This window comes from Georgenia alba (genome assembly GCF_042665525.1).
In the GTDB taxonomy this organism is placed as follows: Bacteria; Actinomycetota; Actinomycetes; order Actinomycetales; family Actinomycetaceae; genus Allobogoriella; species Allobogoriella alba.
This window is the reverse complement of record NZ_JBHTCQ010000001.1, coordinates 759045-776603: the sequence shown is the minus strand read 5'-3', so window position 1 is coordinate 776603 and position 17559 is coordinate 759045. Positions and strand designations below refer to the sequence as shown.

The 17559-nt window shown below is 70.2% G+C and carries 17 protein-coding genes; 1 reads left to right on the top strand and 16 read right to left on the bottom strand.

The window, feature by feature from the left end; all coding sequences use genetic code 11:
- Position 1 precedes the first annotated feature (1 nt).
- From ACFQQL_RS03650 to ACFQQL_RS03630, 5 genes are read right to left on the bottom strand one after another with little or no spacing between them, the layout of a single operon-like run.
- Positions 2 to 790: an enoyl-CoA hydratase gene (locus tag ACFQQL_RS03650; RefSeq protein WP_382391353.1), complete on the bottom strand. Its 789-nt coding sequence runs from the start codon at positions 788 to 790 to the stop codon at positions 2 to 4.
- On the bottom strand, positions 787 to 2247 hold the full coding sequence (locus ACFQQL_RS03645) for a CaiB/BaiF CoA transferase family protein (RefSeq protein WP_382391351.1): 1461 nt from the start codon (positions 2245 to 2247) through the stop codon (positions 787 to 789). The genes ACFQQL_RS03650 and ACFQQL_RS03645 overlap by 4 nt, the downstream gene beginning before the upstream one ends.
- The gene (locus ACFQQL_RS03640) at positions 2240 to 3772 is read right to left on the bottom strand and encodes a tripartite tricarboxylate transporter permease (RefSeq protein WP_382391349.1); all 1533 of its coding nucleotides are present in this window, start codon (positions 3770 to 3772) and stop codon (positions 2240 to 2242) included. Before ACFQQL_RS03640 ends, ACFQQL_RS03645 begins: the two co-directional genes overlap by 8 nt.
- On the bottom strand, positions 3772 to 4404 hold the full coding sequence (locus tag ACFQQL_RS03635; protein WP_382391347.1) for a tripartite tricarboxylate transporter TctB family protein: 633 nt from the start codon (positions 4402 to 4404) through the stop codon (positions 3772 to 3774). Before ACFQQL_RS03635 ends, ACFQQL_RS03640 begins: the two co-directional genes overlap by 1 nt.
- A complete protein-coding gene (locus ACFQQL_RS03630) occupies positions 4397 to 5362 on the bottom strand; it encodes a tripartite tricarboxylate transporter substrate binding protein (RefSeq protein WP_382391345.1) in 966 nt (321 codons plus the stop codon). Before ACFQQL_RS03630 ends, ACFQQL_RS03635 begins: the two co-directional genes overlap by 8 nt.
- A 148-nt stretch (positions 5363 to 5510) precedes the next feature.
- On the opposite strand from ACFQQL_RS03630, the gene ACFQQL_RS03625 reads away from it, so the two are divergent.
- Entirely contained in the window at positions 5511 to 6185 is a 675-nt protein-coding gene (locus tag ACFQQL_RS03625) for a GntR family transcriptional regulator (protein WP_382391343.1), read from the top strand.
- A 10-nt stretch (positions 6186 to 6195) separates the two neighbouring features.
- On the opposite strand, the gene ACFQQL_RS03620 is transcribed toward ACFQQL_RS03625, so the two are convergent.
- The 11 genes from ACFQQL_RS03620 to ACFQQL_RS03570 form a co-directional block, all read right to left on the bottom strand.
- Positions 6196 to 7035 carry an amidohydrolase family protein gene (locus ACFQQL_RS03620; RefSeq protein WP_382391342.1) on the bottom strand — a complete coding sequence of 280 codons (840 nt, stop codon included), beginning with the start codon at positions 7033 to 7035 and terminating at the stop codon, positions 6196 to 6198.
- 7 nt (positions 7036 to 7042) lie between these two features.
- Positions 7043 to 8014, bottom strand: a complete 972-nt coding sequence (locus ACFQQL_RS03615) for an amidohydrolase family protein (RefSeq protein ID WP_382391341.1) — start codon at positions 8012 to 8014, stop codon at positions 7043 to 7045.
- A 40-nt stretch (positions 8015 to 8054) separates the two neighbouring features.
- Positions 8055 to 8759 (bottom strand): SDR family NAD(P)-dependent oxidoreductase, encoded by a 705-nt coding sequence (locus ACFQQL_RS03610; RefSeq protein ID WP_382391340.1) that lies wholly within the window; start codon positions 8757 to 8759, stop codon positions 8055 to 8057.
- Positions 8759 to 9460 carry an SDR family NAD(P)-dependent oxidoreductase gene (locus tag ACFQQL_RS03605; protein ID WP_382391338.1) on the bottom strand — a complete coding sequence of 234 codons (702 nt, stop codon included), beginning with the start codon at positions 9458 to 9460 and terminating at the stop codon, positions 8759 to 8761. The genes ACFQQL_RS03610 and ACFQQL_RS03605 overlap by 1 nt, the downstream gene beginning before the upstream one ends.
- Positions 9461 to 9585: 125 nt before the next feature.
- A complete protein-coding gene (locus ACFQQL_RS03600) occupies positions 9586 to 10698 on the bottom strand; it encodes a 2-keto-3-deoxygluconate permease (protein WP_382391336.1) in 1113 nt (370 codons plus the stop codon).
- 366 nt (positions 10699 to 11064) lie between these two features.
- Entirely contained in the window at positions 11065 to 11838 is a 774-nt protein-coding gene (locus ACFQQL_RS03595) for an enoyl-CoA hydratase-related protein (RefSeq protein ID WP_382391334.1), read from the bottom strand.
- 63 nt (positions 11839 to 11901) lie between these two features.
- Positions 11902 to 13362 carry an NAD-dependent succinate-semialdehyde dehydrogenase gene (locus ACFQQL_RS03590; RefSeq protein WP_382391332.1) on the bottom strand — a complete coding sequence of 487 codons (1461 nt, stop codon included), beginning with the start codon at positions 13360 to 13362 and terminating at the stop codon, positions 11902 to 11904.
- Positions 13359 to 14639: an iron-containing alcohol dehydrogenase gene (locus ACFQQL_RS03585; RefSeq protein WP_382391330.1), complete on the bottom strand. Its 1281-nt coding sequence runs from the start codon at positions 14637 to 14639 to the stop codon at positions 13359 to 13361. The genes ACFQQL_RS03590 and ACFQQL_RS03585 overlap by 4 nt, the downstream gene beginning before the upstream one ends.
- 170 nt (positions 14640 to 14809) lie before the next feature.
- The gene (locus tag ACFQQL_RS03580) at positions 14810 to 15430 is read right to left on the bottom strand and encodes a GntR family transcriptional regulator (protein WP_382391328.1); all 621 of its coding nucleotides are present in this window, start codon (positions 15428 to 15430) and stop codon (positions 14810 to 14812) included.
- A 123-nt stretch (positions 15431 to 15553) separates the two neighbouring features.
- Entirely contained in the window at positions 15554 to 15979 is a 426-nt protein-coding gene (locus ACFQQL_RS03575; RefSeq protein ID WP_382391326.1) for a hypothetical protein, read from the bottom strand.
- A 63-nt stretch (positions 15980 to 16042) separates the two neighbouring features.
- A complete protein-coding gene (locus ACFQQL_RS03570) occupies positions 16043 to 17557 on the bottom strand; it encodes a tripartite tricarboxylate transporter permease (protein ID WP_382391324.1) in 1515 nt (504 codons plus the stop codon).
- Positions 17558 to 17559: the final 2 nt, after the last annotated feature.

Below are 17559 nucleotides of genomic sequence, written 5' to 3'. Positions count from 1 at the left end.
GTCACTCCCCTCTCCACTGCGGGCGGCGCTTCTCGACGAACGCGGTGACACCCTCGTGAAAGTCGGCGCTGCCGTAGACCCGGCGCACGACGTCGTCGGCCGGGTCGGCGGCGTCGCGACGCGCGAGCCGCCGCTCGAGATCCTTGACCGCCGCGAGGGTGAGTGGCGCGGAGGCGAGGAGCCCTTCGACGACCTCCTCGACGAGCGCATCGATCTGGTCGGTGGACGTCACGCGGTGCACGAACCCCGCGCTCTGGGCCTCGGCGGCGCTCAGCGGCCGCGCGGTCAGCAGCATCGCCATGGTCCGCCCGGGACCGAGCCGGTCCCGCAGGCGCTGCATCGAGGTCGGCGCGATGACGTTTCCCAGCGTGCGTGCGACCGGGATGCCGAACTGGGCGTCTTCGGTGGCCACCAGGAGGTCGCAGCAGGCCGCGATGACAAGGCCGGCGCCGACCACGGGACCCTCGCAGACTCCGACGACCGGTACTCGGACGCTCAGGAGGTCGCCGAGGATCTCGCCGACGCGGTGCTCGTACGCGACCCCGGCGTCCCCGTCGAAGTCGGTGAACTGGGCGATGTCCGTCCCGGCCGCGAACGTCCCGCCGGCACCGCGCAGGACGAGCACGCGCACGTCGTCGCTGGCGTTCGCCGCGCGGGAGATGTCCTGGAGCTGCTGGTACATGCCCCAGGTCAGGGCGTTGCGCCGGGCGGGGTTGGAGATCTCTACCCGCCACACCGCGCCCGCCTTCTCCACCGTCACCCGCGGCGCGTCGTCGACCACGGTGTTCATGCCTCGGTCCGGGCGAGGTTCGCGACGACCTCGTCCGTGTGCTCGCCGAGGAGCGGCGGGTGGCGCCGGACGGTGAACGGCGTCCCGCTCATCCTGATCGGGGAGGCCAGGAGCTTCACCTCGCCCTCGAGCGGGTGGTCGACCGTGGTGACCATGCCGCGCGCCTTGACGTGCTCGTCCTCCTCGAGGACCTGCCGGTAGTCCTGTATGGGGCCGGCGGGCACGCCGGCGGCGAGGAAGATGTCCACCCATTCGGTCGAGGTCCGGGCGGCGAGGCGGCGCTCGAGCTCCTCGACCAGCTCCGGGAGGTGGTCCATCCGGTCCATGTTGGTGGCGAACCGTGGGTCGTCGGCCAGGGCCTCGTCGTCCATGGCGCGGCAAAGCAGGCGCCAGAGCTTCTGGTTGTTCGCCCCGACGGTGACGTACCCGTCCGCGGTGCGCAGCGCGCGGTAGGGCTCGTTGATGCGGTGACCGGATCCCATCGGCTGGGGTGTCCGCCCTGTGGTCCAGTACTCGACCGACTCCCACACGGACAGCGCCAGCGCCGACTCGAAGAGCGACGTCTCGACCTTCTGTCCCTCACCGGTGCGCTGCTTGTGGGCCCAGGCCGTCACGATGCCGACCGCCGTGAACAGCGCTGCACCGAGGTCGGAGACCGGGAGCCCGCACTTCACGGGCCGGCCACCCGGCTCACCCGTGATGCTCATGACGCCCGACATGGCCTGCGCGATGAGGTCGTAGCCCGGCCGCGTGGAGTACGGGCCGGAGAGCCCGAACCCCGAGATCGAGGCGTAGATGAGGCCCGGGTTGATGTCCTTGAGCGTGTCGTAGTCGATACCGAGCCGCTGCGCGACGCCGGGCCGGAAGTTCTCGACGACCACGTCGGCGTCGCGGACCAGGCCGTAGAACTTCTCCAGGTCCTCGGCGTCCTTCAGGTCGAGGGCGACGGACCGCTTGTTCCGGTTCATCGCGAGGAACGCGTGCGAGTCCTGCCCGGCGTAGAGCCTCCCCCACGACCTCCTGGTCTGGTCCCCCGCCTCGGGGTTCTCGATCTTGATGACCTCAGCACCGTAGTCACCGAGGATCATGGTGCAGTAGGGGCCGGCCATGACCTGTGAGAGGTCGAGGACCGTCATGCCCTCGAGTGCTCGTGGGGCTGTGGTATCACTCATCGCGTTCTCCTCCGATTCAAGTCTATTGTCTACAAGTCTTCGGCCGCGCTGCCCGCCGGCCGCCTCGTTGTCCATGAGGCACGGCAGCGGCCGGTCGCGGTTGCCCTCCACGACGGACGGGGCGGAGTGGCACGACCCGGCGGCCTCCATGCGCACGAGCAGCTCGCCGTCACGCGGCGGGTCGAGCACGACGTCGGGGATCACGATCGGGCGCGAGGCGAGCCACGGACCCACGCCTCCGATCCGCTCCAGCACCGCACCCGCGGCCTGCATCTGCTCAGACATGCGCTCCCCCGTCCGCGTCGACCGCCTCCTCAGCACGAGCGGCGGTGCGACGGCGACGACTACGGATCTCACGCAGCACCGGCGGCAGCACGAACGCCAGCACGGCCGCGCCGAGGATCGTCGCGGACAGCGGCCGGTCGACGAGGATCGTGAGGTCACCGCGGCCCATCGACGACGTCTGGTCGAGCGCCCGCTCCATCAGGGGACCGAGCACCAGCCCGAGGACGAACGGCGCGGCCGGGAAGTCGAACCGCTTCATGAAGTAGCCGACCACGCCGGCGACGAGCACGACCCACAGCGCGAAGGTGTTGTTGCCGATCGCGTACGCGCCGACGAAGCCGAGCAGGAGGATCAGCGGGTACAGGTAGCTGTACGGCACCCGCAGCACCTGCGCGAACACCGGCGCGAGCGGCAGGTTCAGCACGAGCAGGATCAGGTTGCCGACGAAGAACGACACCAGCAGGCCCCACACCAGGTCCGGGTGCTGCTCGAAGAGCAGCGGACCGGGCTGGAGGCCGAAGATGACGAACGCACCGAGCAGGATCGCCGTCGTGCCCGAGCCGGGGACTCCGAGCGTCAGCGTCGGGATGAAGCTGGCGTTGGCGGCAGCGTTGTTCGCGGCCTCCGGGCCTGCAACTCCCTCGACCGCGCCGGACCCGAGCTCCTTGCGGTGCCGGCCGACCTGCCCCTCCAGCCCGTAGGACATGAAGCTCGCGAGCGTCGCACCGGCGCCCGGCAGCACGCCGAGCCCAAAGCCCAACCCGCTGCCACGCAGCGCGGGCGCGAACGTCCGGCCGAGCTCCGTCCGGTTGAGGACGAGGTCACGGAAGCCGGCGCGGATCGGCTTCTCGCCGCCGCGATGGATCTGGTGGACCACCTCGGCGACCGCGAACAGCCCGATCATCACGGCGACGAACTCCAGTCCACCGAGGAGGTTCACGCTGCCGAAGGTGAAGCGTGCGACCGGGAAGCCGGCGGCGATCCCGACCATCGAGGCGAGCAGCCCGACGGCGGCCATCATGATGCCGCGGAGCACGTTCTGGCCGGCGAAGGTCACGATCGTGGAGAGGCCGAGGATGATGATGGCGAGCATCTCGGGTGGGCCGAAGCGCAGGGCGATGTCGGCGATCGGCTGCGCGACGACGAGGAGCGCGACGAGCGTGAGGATCGAGGCGACGAAAGAGGCGATGGCCGCGATCGCGAGCGCCGCCCCGGCACGTCCGCGCCGTGCCATCCGATAGCCGTCGAGGGTGAGGACGACGGACGAGGAGTCGCCCGGGGTGGCGAGCAGGATGGAGGACGTGGAGGCGCCGTACTGCGAGCCGTAGTAGATCCCGGCGAGCATGATGAGGGCCGTGACCGGCTCCATCGAGAGCGTCACGGGCAGCAGGATCGCGACGCCGGTGGCGGAGCCGAGGCCCGGGAGCATCCCGATGACTGTGCCGGCCAGCACGCCGACGAAGCACCACAGGAGGTTCTGTGCCGAGAGCGCGGTCTCGAGGCCCAGCTGGAGGTTCTCGATCATCAGATCCACCCGAGCAGGCCGGTCGGCAGCGGCACGCCGAGAACCACGACGAACACCAGGTAGGACAGACCGACGGCGACCACGCTCACGGCGAGCCCGGCGAGCAGACCGCGCCGCTCCATCCAGGCCACGAGCGCCAGGACCATCAGCCCGACCGCGATCAGCAGCCCGACCACGGGGACCAGGAGAACCGCGACGAGCATCAGGGCGAAGATGGCCAGGACGGCGCGCTCGCGCTGGCGGGCCGTCCGCCCGAACTGGTCACCCGTGTCGCGCATGCCGTCTGCTCTCTCGACAGGGTCGTCGGCGTCAGAGTGGCCCGCCGGGTCCGCCGGGTCGCGTTCGGCCCTCACGGCGCTCGCCGCCGCGGCGATCACCTCCAGCCGACCGTGGCCCGGTGCCGCGAGGTAGAGGCGCGCGATCTCCGCGGCCGCGGCAACCACGAGGAAGCCGCCCGCCGCCACCGGGAGGAAGCCAGGCCCGATCCGCCCGTCGTCGCCGAGCATCCCGTACCCCAGCCCGGCGATCGCGGCGCCCAGCCCGACCACCCCCAGGACGGCCGTGCCGACGACGTCGGAGACCTTCGCCCGCCGTCCGCGGGCTCCGACGTCCGCGTCGGCCGGGTCACTCACCGAGCGCCTCCCGCGCCTGCTCGTCGTACTCCTGGAGGTAGGACGCGAACTCGTCCCCGTACGCGACGGCCGGCTGGAGCAGGTTCTCCTCGACATAGGCGTCGTACGCGTCGGTCTCGGCGAAGGCCCGCCCCTGCTCGATCCAGTACTGGCGGTGCTCCTCGGAGATCTCGCCGGCGGCGATGAAGCCTCGCCACTGCGCGATGGTCACGTCCAGGCCCTGCTCGACACCCGTGGGGATGTCCTCCAGGATCGGGTACTCGTACCTCTCGGGCGCGAAGGCGCACAGCCCGCGAAGGTCGCCGGACTCCAGCTGTCCCATGACCTCACCGGGGTTCAGCGCGGCGACCTGGATGTGACCGCCCATGAGCCCGGCGACGACCTCGCCGCCCGACTCGTAGTTCACGAAGTCGAACGTGACGTCCTGGGAGTCCTGGACGATCCGCCACGCGATCGTCTCGGGACCCGAGGTGCCCGAGGTGCCCACGGAGATCTCGCCCGCCGCGTCGACGACGTCGTTGCAGGTCTGGTACTCGGAGTCGGCGTCGACGACGACGACCGAGTAGTCCTCGCCGACCTTCATGATGGGCGTGAACGACTCGGCGGTGAACGGCACGTCCTGCAGGATCGGCAACGTCGTGAGCGACGTCTCCGACGACAGCAGCACGGTGCCGTCGCCCTGCCGGGCGAGGAACTCGCCGTAGCCCACCGCGCCCGAGCCTCCCGTGATGTTCTCGACAGACACGGTGGCTCCCGTGACCTCCTCCAAGCCGCCCGCGATGGCACGGCCCGCGAGATCAGAACCCCCGCCGGCCGCGAACGGGACGATCATCGTGATCTGGTCGCCCGGCGCCTCGGCGGCGCCGCCGCCTCCGCTCGAGCCGCAGGCACCCAGCGCGGCGAGTCCGAGGGCAACGGCGCTCACGGCGGCAAGCCGGCGTGACGTCAAGCTCGTCATGGTCACTTCTCCTCATTGAGATGCTGCTTCGCCTATTGTCTACACAATACACTCCGGCGCGGACCTCCGGTCCACGTCCGGCAGCGGTCAGTTGCCGACCGCCGTGGGTGTGGCACGGTTGGGTCCGGCGCAAGGAAGGAAACGGTGAATGACGACTCCGAGCCGACGGATCTCCCAGCAGAGCCTGGTCACCCTGGCTCGGGACGCGATCCGTCGCGACATCCTCGGCGGTCGACTGCCACCGGGCACGCGTCTGGTCGAGGAACGCCTGACGGAGGAACTCGGGGTGAGCAGGCCGCCGTTGCGCGAGGCACTGCGGCTGCTGGAGAACGAGGGCCTGGTGAAGAACCGGCCGCGCCGCGGCGCCGTCGTGACGACCATGACACCGCAGGACGTCTTCGAGGTCATGGCGCTGCGCTCGGGGCTGGAGCGGATCGCGGTCGAGCACGGCGTGCCGGTGCGCGACGGCTCGCTGCTGGAGCCGGTGCGCGCCGCGCTCGAGCAGATGGAGCGACACGCTCGTGAGGAGGACCGCGGCTCCCTGGTCCAGGAGGCGTACGCATTCCACGCCGCCATCGTGGACATCGCGGGGATCCGCCGCCTCAGCGAGATGTACCGGTCCGTGCAGCAGCAGATCATCCTGTGCATGTCGCTCAACCTCGCCACGCGGGAGCGCTACTACGAGACCCTCACGGAGCACGTCGCGCGACACCGCCGCCTCCTGGAGGTGATCGAGGGTGGCGACCCGGACGCCGTGCTGGGCGAGCTCGCGGTCCACGGGGAGCGTTCCTTCGAGCGACCGCCGGAAGAGTCCACGTCGTGAGGTGCCGGGGTCACACCCGGTACCAGCATTCCGCCGTCGTCGACGTCACGGCCTCGATCTCGGCAGCCGAGCACCCCAGGCCGCGCAACGCGTCGACCATGTCGCCGATCGCCTGCCCGTAGCCGGCACGCAACGTCACCACCGGCCAGTTGCTCGCCAGCATGAGCCGCTCGACTCCGAAGGCCTCGACGGCGTGGCCGAGGATCGGGCCGAGCTCGGCAGCCTTCCACTCCCATGCCGTGAGGGCGTCGATGCCCACCGAGACCTTCATCGCGACGTTCGGCAACGACGCCATCCGGGTCACCCGGTCACGCCACGCCTCCACTCCCCTGCCCTCCGGGTCGCCGAGTGGCGGCCGGGCCAGGTGGTCGACGACGATCCGCAGGTCCGGCACGCGGGCGGCGAGCTCCAGCACGTCCTCGACCTGCTCCTCGGTCACGGGAACGACGTCCCAGGCGAGACCCTCCGCCGCGACGCGTCGCATCAGGGCGACGGCGGCGGGGCTGTGCAGCCACGCCATGGGACTGCGACCGACGAGGCACCGGACACCGAGCCAGTCGGCGGACAGCGACCGGTCCAGCTCCCCGCCTGCCGCCGTCGGGTCCCGGAGTGGCAACCATCCGACGACGCCCGCGACCGTCTCGGTCTCGGCGGCGTAGCGGGCAAGCCTGTCGTTCTCGCCGGGCAGGTCGGCCGACTCGACCAGGATGGTCCGACGCACCCCTGCGTCGACCAGCAGGGGAGCCAGGTCCTCGGGCGTGAAGTCGCGCTCGAGAGCGGCGTGCTCGTCGCCGCGCCAGTCGTGGTTCTGTAGAGCGACCTGCCAGTAGTGGTGGTGCGCATCGATCATCGGAGCATCACGTTTCGTCCTCCTGCCCTGTCACGTCCAATCGGTACACGCGCCCGGCGGTTCCCGCGAAGAGCTGGGCAAGCTCGTCGGCGGAGGCGCCGGCGGCCCCCCGGAGCACCGCCTCCATGACGGCGTCGAAGGTGGGTGCGGAGAGGGACGCCACCGGGAGGTTAGAGGCGAACATCGCGCGCTCGTACCCGAAGATCCCGAGCACGTCGCGGACCACCGCGGCGTTCGACTCGGCGTCCCAGCGGTTGGGATGGAGCCCGAGCTCGGAGACCTTGACCGAGGTGCCGGGCAGGTCCGCAAGCGCTCGCATGCCGGCGCGCCACAGCTCGAGGGACTCCGGTTCGCGATCAAGCGGCAGCCCGCAATGGTTGACGACGACGCGCAGCCCGTCGATTCCCGCGATGACGTCGGCGGCCTCGGCGAGGTGGTCGTACGGCACGCGCAGGTCCCAGGAGAAGCCCAGGTCGACGAGACGTCGCAGCCCGTCCTGCCAGGCCCGGTCCCCCAGCGTGCCGCGCTCGCCCGGCGCGACGTCACGACCGCGCCCCGCGAGACGCGGCTTGCTGCGGATGCCACGCACCAGTGGTCGCCGGCTGTGCGCGGCGAGGACCTCAGCCAGGTTCTCCTGCAGGAAGTCCACGTGGGCGACGATCGCCAGCGGGAACCGAGGGTCCTCGTCGTGCAGCTGCTGGAGGAACTCGTCCTCCGCGACCTGCTCGGCACGGCTTCGCTCGGCCTCGCAGTGCACCGTGCCCAGGATGTTCCATCCGGCGGTGGCCTCGCGATACTGCGCGGGGAGGAACGTCCTTCGTATCGCCCGGTAGTCGCCGAGGAAGAAGCCTTCGTCGTACCGGTCGTGCAGCCACGGGTAGTGCCCGTCCCCCTCGAGGTCCCAGAAGTGGTGGTGGGCGTCGATGATGCGGAGCGTCCGTCTGGCCTCGTCGATCGGCATCACCCCTGCGCGCGTCATCCGCTCCGCCTCCACGCTGCTCGCTCCGGGACGCGGCACGTCAGTACAGGCCACCGTTGACGTCGAGCACCGCGCCGTGCATGTGGCGTGCGTCCGACCCCGCGAGGAATACCGCCGCCTCCGCGACGTCCCTGCCGGACACCAGACGCCGCGTGGGTACGGCGGACGCGATGGCCTGGCGCTGCTCCTCGGACGTCACCTCCCACATCTGCGGGGTGTCGGGTGGGCCGGGACAGATCACGTTGACGCGGATCCCGGTCCCGGCGAGCTCGGCCGCGAGGTGGCGGCACAGACCGATGAGTCCGTACCGCGCCACGGTGTAGTGCGGCCCCATCACGCTGCTGTACCTGCGGCCGGCGATCGAGGAGGTGATGACGATCGCGGAACCGTCGCCCAGGTGCGGCAGGGCCGCCTTGATCGTCAGCATCGCGCCCCGGAGGTTGACCTGGATCAGGTGCTCCCACTCGTCCAGCCCCAGGTCCGCGAACGGCGTGGACGAGCCCTCGAACTTGTGCGTGACGACGACGTCGAGGCCGCCGCCGTGCTGGACCGCTCGCTCGACGGCGGCCCGCTGGGACTCCTCCGAGAGGGGGTCGAAGTCGATGGGGAGGTACGACTCCGACGCGGCGATCTCCTGCTCGGCCGTGTCGAGCCCGCTCACCCGGTCGCCCTGGTCGAGGAACAGCTGGGCGGTCGCGCTGCCGATGCCGTTGGCGGCACCCGTCACGAGGACGCTTCGAGACATCAGTAGAGACCTCCGTTGACATCGAGAACGGCTCCGTGGATCTGCTTCGCCGCCGGGCTCGTGACGAACGCGATGACGTTCGCCACGTCCTGAGGTTCGGCGATGCGGCCGAGCGGAGTGCCCTGCTTGATCTTCTCGACGGCCTCCGGTGGCGTGTGGGCCGTCAGGATGGGCGAGTTCGTCGGCCCCGGGGCCACGCAGTTGATGCGGACGCCCGTGCCGGCCAGCTCCGCAGCGAGATGCCGGGTGAGGCCGACCAGCCCGTACTTGGACGTCGTGTAGTGCGCACCGTTCGTCACGCTCTTGGTGCGCCCGGCGACCGAGGAGACCACCGCCACCGACCCGGACCGCCGGGACACCATGCCGGGCAGCGCCTTCTTGATGCACAGCATCGTCCCGGTGACGTTGATCCGGAACACCCGGTCCCACGACTCGGTGGACATCGATCCGAACGGCTCGGGGAAGCCGACCGCCGCGCTCGTCACCAGGACGTCGATGCGACCGTGGTCGGCCAGGATGCGGTCGAACGTCGAATCGACCGCGTGAGCGTCCGAGACGTCCAGCGTCTGGGGAGCCCATGTGCCGGCACGGGTGCCGGGCGGCTCGGCCTGGGCGGCGCGGTCGAGCCCGACGACCACGTCCCCCTTCTCGAGGAAGCTGGCAGCTGTCGCCGCACCGATCCCGCTCGCGGATCCGGTCACAACGACGATTCTCTGAGCATCGTGAGTCATTCTGTGTCCGCCTTACTGTGGGAGGGAGGTCATGACGGCCCTCGACATGACATGTCGCGTGCCGGTGGTGGCATCCGACGCGGCGCGCGCACGTGTCACCGGGACTCTCGCGCGAGCGACTCGTCGTCGGTCACCTGCCGCCCGGTCACGCCGTCCTCGCTCGAGGTCTCCTGCGTCCTCGTCGTCCATGCGTCCTCGTTCTCGGGCGAGACCCCGCGCTTCTTCTGCCAGCGCGACGCCCACGCGACGAGGAAGGGCGCGATCAGCGCCGCCGTGACGACGCCGGCGGCGATCTGCGCCGTCGCCACGGCTTCGATGCCGGCGTAGGACGGGTCGGCGAGGGCCACCGCGGCCGGGGTGGCGATGGCGTTGCCCGCGGTGGTCGCCTCCGCCGCGCCTCCGACGATGTTGCGAGCCGACTTCGGACGACGTCGCAGGACGTGGACCAGCCACATGACTCCCATGCCCGCGGCACCGCTGAGGATGACGGTCATCAGGCCGAGCATGGCGCCGGGGACGCCCGCCTCGAGGAAGGTGGAGAAGTCGATGCCGGTTCCCAGCGCGAAACCCATGAAGGGGATGAGGAGCATCTCTCCGGGCGCCATGAACTGCCGGGCCTTGGGGCTGAGGTTTCCGACGACGAACCCGATGAGCAGGGGCAGGATGCTCGCGATGAGCGCCTCGACGGGGAAGGTCGCCAGCCCGGCCGCGCCGAGAGCGACCATCGTGATGAACGGGCCGTCGTTGATGGTCAGCACCGATACCGCACCACGGTCGCTGGTGTTCCCGAACTGCTTGGTCAGCGAGACGTAGAGCGCGGAGTTGGAGTTGGTCATCGCCGCGATGATCGCCAGCGGGGTCAGACTCCACAGCGTGCCGCCCGGCACGACGAACGCCACGGTCAGGCCCACGGCCACACCGATGCCCACCTTGGCGAAGAGGAGGGCGAACCCCTTCTCGATCGTCGCCGGCGCTCGGCGGAAGTCGATCTGCGCGCCGAGGCAGAAGAAGAACATGCCGATGAGCGCGTTGACGCCCTCCTTGAAGAGCGCCGTGGTGAAGCTCCCGATGTCCAGGACACCTGGGACGAACGTGTTGACGATCGCCCCGAGCAGAAGCGGGACGATCATGATCGCTCCCGGCAGCTTGCCGACGATGCGTCCGAGGACCTGGAGTGGGTTGGCGGACCTGCGTCCCGTGCTAGCCATGCTGACGAAACCTTTCGTGATTCGCCGTGCCCTGCCCCGGCCGGCCGGCCGCAATGCCACCGAAGGTCGCACCTGGTGCGGCCCCGGGGAGGAGGACACGACGTGAAGTTGTGGAGGGTGCGAAGCAAGCAGCGTCTCGGTGGGGAGCTCGCCGGAGCACTGCCGTTCTTCGCTCGTGAGGTCTTCGCTCGCCCGGGACGGGCCGGTGCCAGGGCCGCGCAGCCCGCCCAGCCCCGGGCGGCACGCGGCCGCACGTCACGGCCTGCGGCGTCGGGCCGGCCTAGACGGCGGCACGGGGCGCGGAACGGCGATGTTCCATCGTCTTCTCCTCATCTGTGGTGGTGGCGGCGCACGGCACGCGTGCGTTCACTGCCCGGAAAACCTCGGGGTCCGCTTGTCGAGGAAGGCGGCCACGCCCTCGGCGAAGTCCGCGCTGCCGTAGATCTCCTCGAAGAGGTCGTCGACGTCGACCTTCTCCAGGCGTGCGTCCAGGCGCCGTTCGATCTCCTTGAAGGACCGGAGGGTCTTGGGGGCGCACCGCGCGATGGCGTCCAGGGTCTCCTGCAGCCTGCCGGCCAGGTCCTTCTCCTCCACCACCGCCGTGACGAACCCGGCCCGTTCGGCCTCGTCGGCGCTGAGGAGCCGACCGGTCAGCAGCATCTCCGCCGTCGCCCTCCGGCCGAAGCACTCGTAGAGCCGGGCGATCGAGGTTGCGGACAGCGCGTTGCCCAGCGTGCGCGCGATCGGTGAGCCGAACCGTGCCTCGGGCGTGCAGTAGACCAGGTCGCTCAACGCGGCCAGTACCAGGCCGCCCCCGACGCAGGGCCCCTGCACCAGCGCGATGACCGGGACCCGCAGGTCGAGGAGCTTCGACTGGACCCTGGCCATGTGAGCCTCGTAGGCGACGCCGTCGGCCCCGGTGTGGATCTCGGCCAGATGGCGGATGTCGGTCCCGCCCGCGAACGCTCCGCCGGCACCCTGCAGCACGACGGCGCGCAGTCCGGGGTCGGCGGCGGCACGTTCCAGCTCGCTCTCCAGCACGTCGTACATTTCCATGCTGAGCGAGTTCCGCTTCGCGGGGTTGGAGAGGGTCAGCGTGAGAACCCCGTCCTCCTGCTGGGTGAACACGTCCCCGGTCATCGGACCGACCTTCCTCGAGCTGCTTCCGTGCGCCGCGTCCTCACCGAGGGACGACGCCGCGTCTCACCACTGCGTGGCGACATACTTGGTCTCCAGGTACTCGTACAGGCCTTCGTGGGACCCCTCGCGCCCGATCCCGCTCTGCTTGACGCCGCCGAACGGCGCCGCGGGATCCGAGACCAGCCCTCGGTTGAGGGCCACCATGCCCGCCTCCAGGCGCCGCGTGAGCTGGAGCCCGCGTCTCATGTCCCGCGTGTAGAGGTAGGAGACCAGGCCGTGAACGGTGTCGTTGGCGGCCTCGACCGCCTGGTCGACGTCAGCGAAGCGGATCACCGGAGCCACGGGACCGAAGACCTCCTCGTGCAGGATGCGGGCGTCCGCCGGCACGTCGGTGAGCACGGTCGGCGGGTAGTAGCTCCCGTCGCCGTCGGGGACGCTCCCGCCGAGGGCGATCCGGGCACCGCGCCGGACGGCGTCGTCCACGAGCTCCTGGACCTTCTCGACGGCGGCCGGGTTGATGAGCGGGCCGCAGCCGGTGCTCCCGTCGAGGGGGTCGCCGATCGTGACCGCGGCCATCCGCTCCACCAGGCCGCCGACGAACGCGCCGTAGATGCCGTCCTGGACGTAGAACCGGTTGGCGGCGGTGCAGGCCTGGCCGCCGTTGCGCATCTTCGCCAGCATGGCGCCGTCGAGAGCGTCGTCGAGCTCGGCGTCGTCCAGCACGAGGAACGGGGCGTTCCCGCCCAGCTCCATCGCGGTGTTGGCGATGTGGTCGGCCGCCTGGCGCTGCAGAACCCGCCCCACCTCGGTGGAACCCGTGAAGGACAGCATCGGGACCTCGCCGCTCTCGATCAGCGGTGCGGTCACCTCGCGGGCGCGGGTGGTCACGAGGAGGTTCAGCACGCCCTCCGGGAGCCCGGCCTCACGCAGGATCCCGGCGATGACGATGGCCGTCAGCGGCGTCTCCGCGGCCGGTTTCAGGATCGCGGTGCAGCCGGCGCCGAGCGCGGGCCCGACCTTGCGGGTGGCCATGGCGGCGGGGAAGTTCCAGGGCGTGATGAGCAGGCTCACCCCGATGGGCTCGTAGCTCACCAGCACGTGGTTGGTGCCACCCGGGCTCTCGAAGGCCTCGCCCCGGACGCGCACGACCTCCTCCGCGTACCAGCGGAAGTACTCGGCGGCGTACGTGACCTCCGCCCTGGCATCGGCGATGCTCTTGCCGTTCTCCAGACTGATCAGCTCGGCCAGCTGCTCCTGGCGCTCCGTCATGAGCTCGAAGGTGCGCATCAGGACCCCACTGCGATGGCGGGGGGAGGTCTCCGCCCACGCCGAGGCCGCTCCTCTGGCGGCCTCCAGCGCGCGGCGCCCGTCCTGGACGTCCGCATCACGCAACGTGGCCAGCGGGAGGCCGGTGGCCGGGTTGAGGACGTCGAACGTGTCCTCGCCGGCGCGCGGTGCGCACCCTGCCGCCTGGACGTGCCCCTCGATCCACGCCGGTGCGACCGTCGTGCCTGCGACCGTCATACTGCGATCTCCTTCGATGTCTTATCTGCCTGTGCATCACCGTGCGCGGCCGCCTGCAGGATCCGGCGTGCTCCGTCGACGGTGAGGGGGACGGGGTTGTTCTCGGCCAGCCGTACCGACTTCAGGCCTTGTTCAGCGGCCCAGTCGATGCGTTCGTCGTCGAAGCCGATCTCCTTCAGCGAGACCGGGATGCCGAGCTTGCGCACGTAGGACTGCACCAGGCCGGGCGCGCGCCGAGCACGCGTCTCCTCCTCGGCGTCCTCGGCGCCGAGGATCTGCGCAAGCTGCGCGAACTCCGGGATGCACGCGCCGCGGTTGTACTCCATCACGTAGGGCAGCAGCAGCCCGATACCGACGCCGTGCGGGGTCTTCGTGGCGGCGCCGATCGGGTACTGCAAGGCGTGCGCCGCGGCCGTCCCCGCAGTCCCGAAGGCGAGACCGCCGAGCATCGACCCGTACATCACCTCTTCCCGGGCGCGGATGTCCTCGGGGACGGCATGGGCGCGGTGCAGCCCGGAGATGATGGAGCTCGCCCCGGCCAGGGCCAGCTGGTCCGTCAGCCGGCCGCGTCCGATGAAGACTCGCTCCCCCATGAGCGTCGCCGTCGGTTCCCGGCGTACCGCGGTGAGCGCCTCGATGCAGTGCGACAGAGCGTCCACGCCCGAGGCCGCGGTGACGGCGGGCGGGCAGGTGATGGTGAGCTCCGGATCGCAGATCGCGACCGTCGGGATGAGATACGGACTGGATATCCCGACCTTGAGCCGTCGCTCGGAGTCCGTCAGCACGGCGACCGGGGTGACCTCGGACCCGGTCCCGGCCGTGGTCGGCACGGCCACCAGGGGGAGCACGGGACCGGGGACCCCGAACTCTCCGTAGTAGTCGGCAGGTTCCCCGCCGTGCGCCAGGAGGCAGGAGACGACCTTGGCCAGGTCGATGCTGCTGCCGCCCCCCACGGCCACCACGACGTCGGCGTCGTGAGCCCGGGCCTCCGTCACAGCCGCCATCACGTTGGCCGTCGGAAGCTCGGGGACGACGTCGGCGTACACCCCGCTCGTGATCCCGGCGCCGCGGAGCCCGTCGGTCAACGCATCGAGCTCCGGGCTCCCGGCGATGTGCGGGTCGACGCAGAGGAACGCCCTCGACCCCAGTCGCTGGACGACCTGCGCCAGGGCATGCCGCTGGCCGGAGCCGAAGATGATCTCCCCGGGACTGCGCAGACCCGCAAAGTTGCGGTGCTGCTCCGAGGCAACGGTGTGCACGGGCTGCTCTGGGACCAAGTCGAGAACTCTCTCGTGAATCGGCGATCCGATCGTATCGGATCGCATCTGTGAGCCACACCATAGGAGGGTGGCGACGGGACGTCAAACAGACGCCCGTCTCCGGGGACGGGCGTCCCGCAAGTGCTCCCGGCACCCGCCCGCGGCGACCCTCGGGCAGGGCCGCGGACTCACTCGAAGCTGGTGCGGAACCGTCCGGCCGAGAGGTGGATGTGCTGACGCATCGACAGCGCCGCTTCCCCGGGATCGCGGGCTCGCAACGCGGCGAGGACCTCCGCGTGCTCGTCCACCGCACGCGTGGTGATCTGCTGGTAGTTGGCCAGGCGGAAGAGATGGGTGTGAAGGTGCAGCCTGAGCAGGGACTCCCGGATGTAGGGGTTCCCGCCTCCCCGGGCGATCGCGTCGTGGAACTGGGCGTCGAACCGGGAGAACGCGGCGTAGCCGTGATCCGATTCGGCGGTCGTGAGAACCGTGGCCATCTCGCTGTTGAGATGCTCGAGCTCCCCGAACATCTCCTTCGACATCCTCTCCGCAGCATTCCGGGCGGCGACGGGCTCCAGGGCCAGTCGGAACTCCACGAGGTGCTCGAACTGCTCCTTCGAGAGCTTGGGGGCGACCCGGTAGCCGGACAGATGGTGATGAACGACGACGCCCTCCGCGGCCAGCTTGTGCAACGCTTCGCGCACCGGCGTCTGGGAGACTCCGATCTCCCGGCTCACCGCGTCGATCGTGATCCTGTCCTCCGGCTCCAGGTCCGAGGAGATGATGCGGGACAGAAGCTCTTCGTACACGGACTCACTGACAGGACTTCGTCGCCCCCTCCGTGCGTCGGATGTGCCCGTCCGCCCGCTCACGAACCCTCCTTCTCGTCGATGGATCAGATCGAATCGTATTGAGTACGACCGGATACTCGATTATCCCCGCTCGTCCAGGCTCAGCGAGCCGCCTGCGCGCCACACGGTCGGAGAGGCTCGAGCACGAGCAGGCAGACGGCCGGCAGCGGGAGCGAGACCGAGCTCCTCCAGGCCTTGGCGCGCCGTGATGGCGGCGAGCTGCGCGTCGGTCGGCACCTGCGGCGACCCCAGGGTCTCGCCAGACGGTGTGCGCGTTGCTGTGGTCCGCGTCGATGCGCTGCGCGGCGTCGGAGACGGCGTGGATGCGGTCCTCCCTGGGCCTGGCGAGCGCACGGTAGGCGTTGAGCAGGGGCTTCTCGACACCCCCGCAGTGAGGAAGGCCCGCGTCCCGTCGAAGTACCGCTCGCCCTCGAAGTAGAAGTTCCACGACGTCGCCTGCTCGACCTCGACGGTCGCCTGCTCGTTCAGGTCGAGCAGCTTCTCCATGAGCTTGATCTGGAAGACGGGGTGGTACTCGGTGTTCTGGCCGCACGGTCCCGGACCCCCGGCTCAGGCCGCCTCACGGTCCCGCCGGCGGCGAAGCATCGACCGGGCCGCCCCGCTGAGGGCCGGGTAGAGCAGGAACAGCGCGGTGATGACGATGAGGGCCGCGCTGATGGGCCGCGAGAAGAACTGGCCGAGGTCCCAGTTCGTCTTGACCACGCTCTGCATGAAGTTCTGCTCGACGATCGGGCCCAGGACCAGGCCCAGCACCACCGGCGCGAGGGGCACCTTGGCCCGTTCGAGGAAGAAGCCGAGGATGCCCATGACGAGCATGATGATGATCTCGAGGTAGCCGTTGTTGATGGCGTAGGCGCCGACGAGCGAGATGCCGACGATGACCGCCATGAGCATGGGCAGCGGGATCCGCAGCACGTACGAGCTCGCCCGGATGAGGACGAAGCCCAGCGGCAGGAGCAGCAGGTTGGCGACGATGAAGATGATGTAGATCGCGTAGAGCGTGTCCGTCTGGATGGTGAAGAGGTCGGGGCCGGGGGTGATGCCCTTGACCAGGAGCACGCCGATGAGGATCGCGGTGATCGTGTCACCCGGGATGCCGAACGCGAGCGTCGGGACGAACGCCGAGCCGAGGGCGGCGTTGTTGGCGCTGGAGGCCCCGATGATCGGCTCCACGTGGCCCTTGCCGAAGGACCGTGCGTTCTTCGAGGTGTTCTTCGTGACGGCGTAGGCCACCCACGCCGCGATGTCGGCGCCCGCGCCGGGCAGTGCGCCGACGACGCCGCCGATCGCGCTGCCGGAGCCGACCCGCCCCTTGTGCCGCCAGATCGAGGCGAAGGTCTCCCGGATCGCGCCGCCACTCTGGACGGTCGGGATGACCAGCTGCTCGGACGGCCGGGCGGTCACCGTGCGAAGCACCTCCGAGATGCCGAAGAGCCCGATCATCGCGGGGATGAAGTCGATCCCGCGGTACAGCTCCTCCTCGCCGAAGGTGAACCGCGGGTGCCCGAGCGTGATGTCGAGCCCGACGGTGGACAGCAGCAGCCCGATCATCAGGGCGATCGCGCCCTTGAGCTGCGAACCGCGCGAGATGATCACGGCGGCCGTGAGACCGAGCACGGCGACCCAGAAGTACTCGTAGGAGGTGAAGCGCAACGCGAAGGCGCCGAGCACCGGGGCCACGAAGATGAGCACGAGGGCGCCGACGAGGCCGCCGATGACGGAGGCCACGAGCGAGACGCCGAGCGCGACAGCGCCCTTCCCCTGCCGGGTCAGGCCGTAGGCGTCCTCGGTGTAGGCCGCCGACGAGGGCGTCCCGGGGATGCGCAGCAGCGCGCCCGGCACGTCGCCGGCGAAGATCGCCATCGCGGACATCGTGATGATGGCCGCGACGGCGGGGACCGGGTCCAGGAAGAACGTGAACGGGATGAGGAGGGCCGCCGCGAGGGTGGCCGTCATCCCGGGCAGCGCCCCGATGACGAGGCCGAACAGCCCGGACAGGACGACGACGAGGAGGGTGAAGGGATCGGCGACCTCGGTCAGGCCGGCGGCCAGGTTCGCGGCCACAC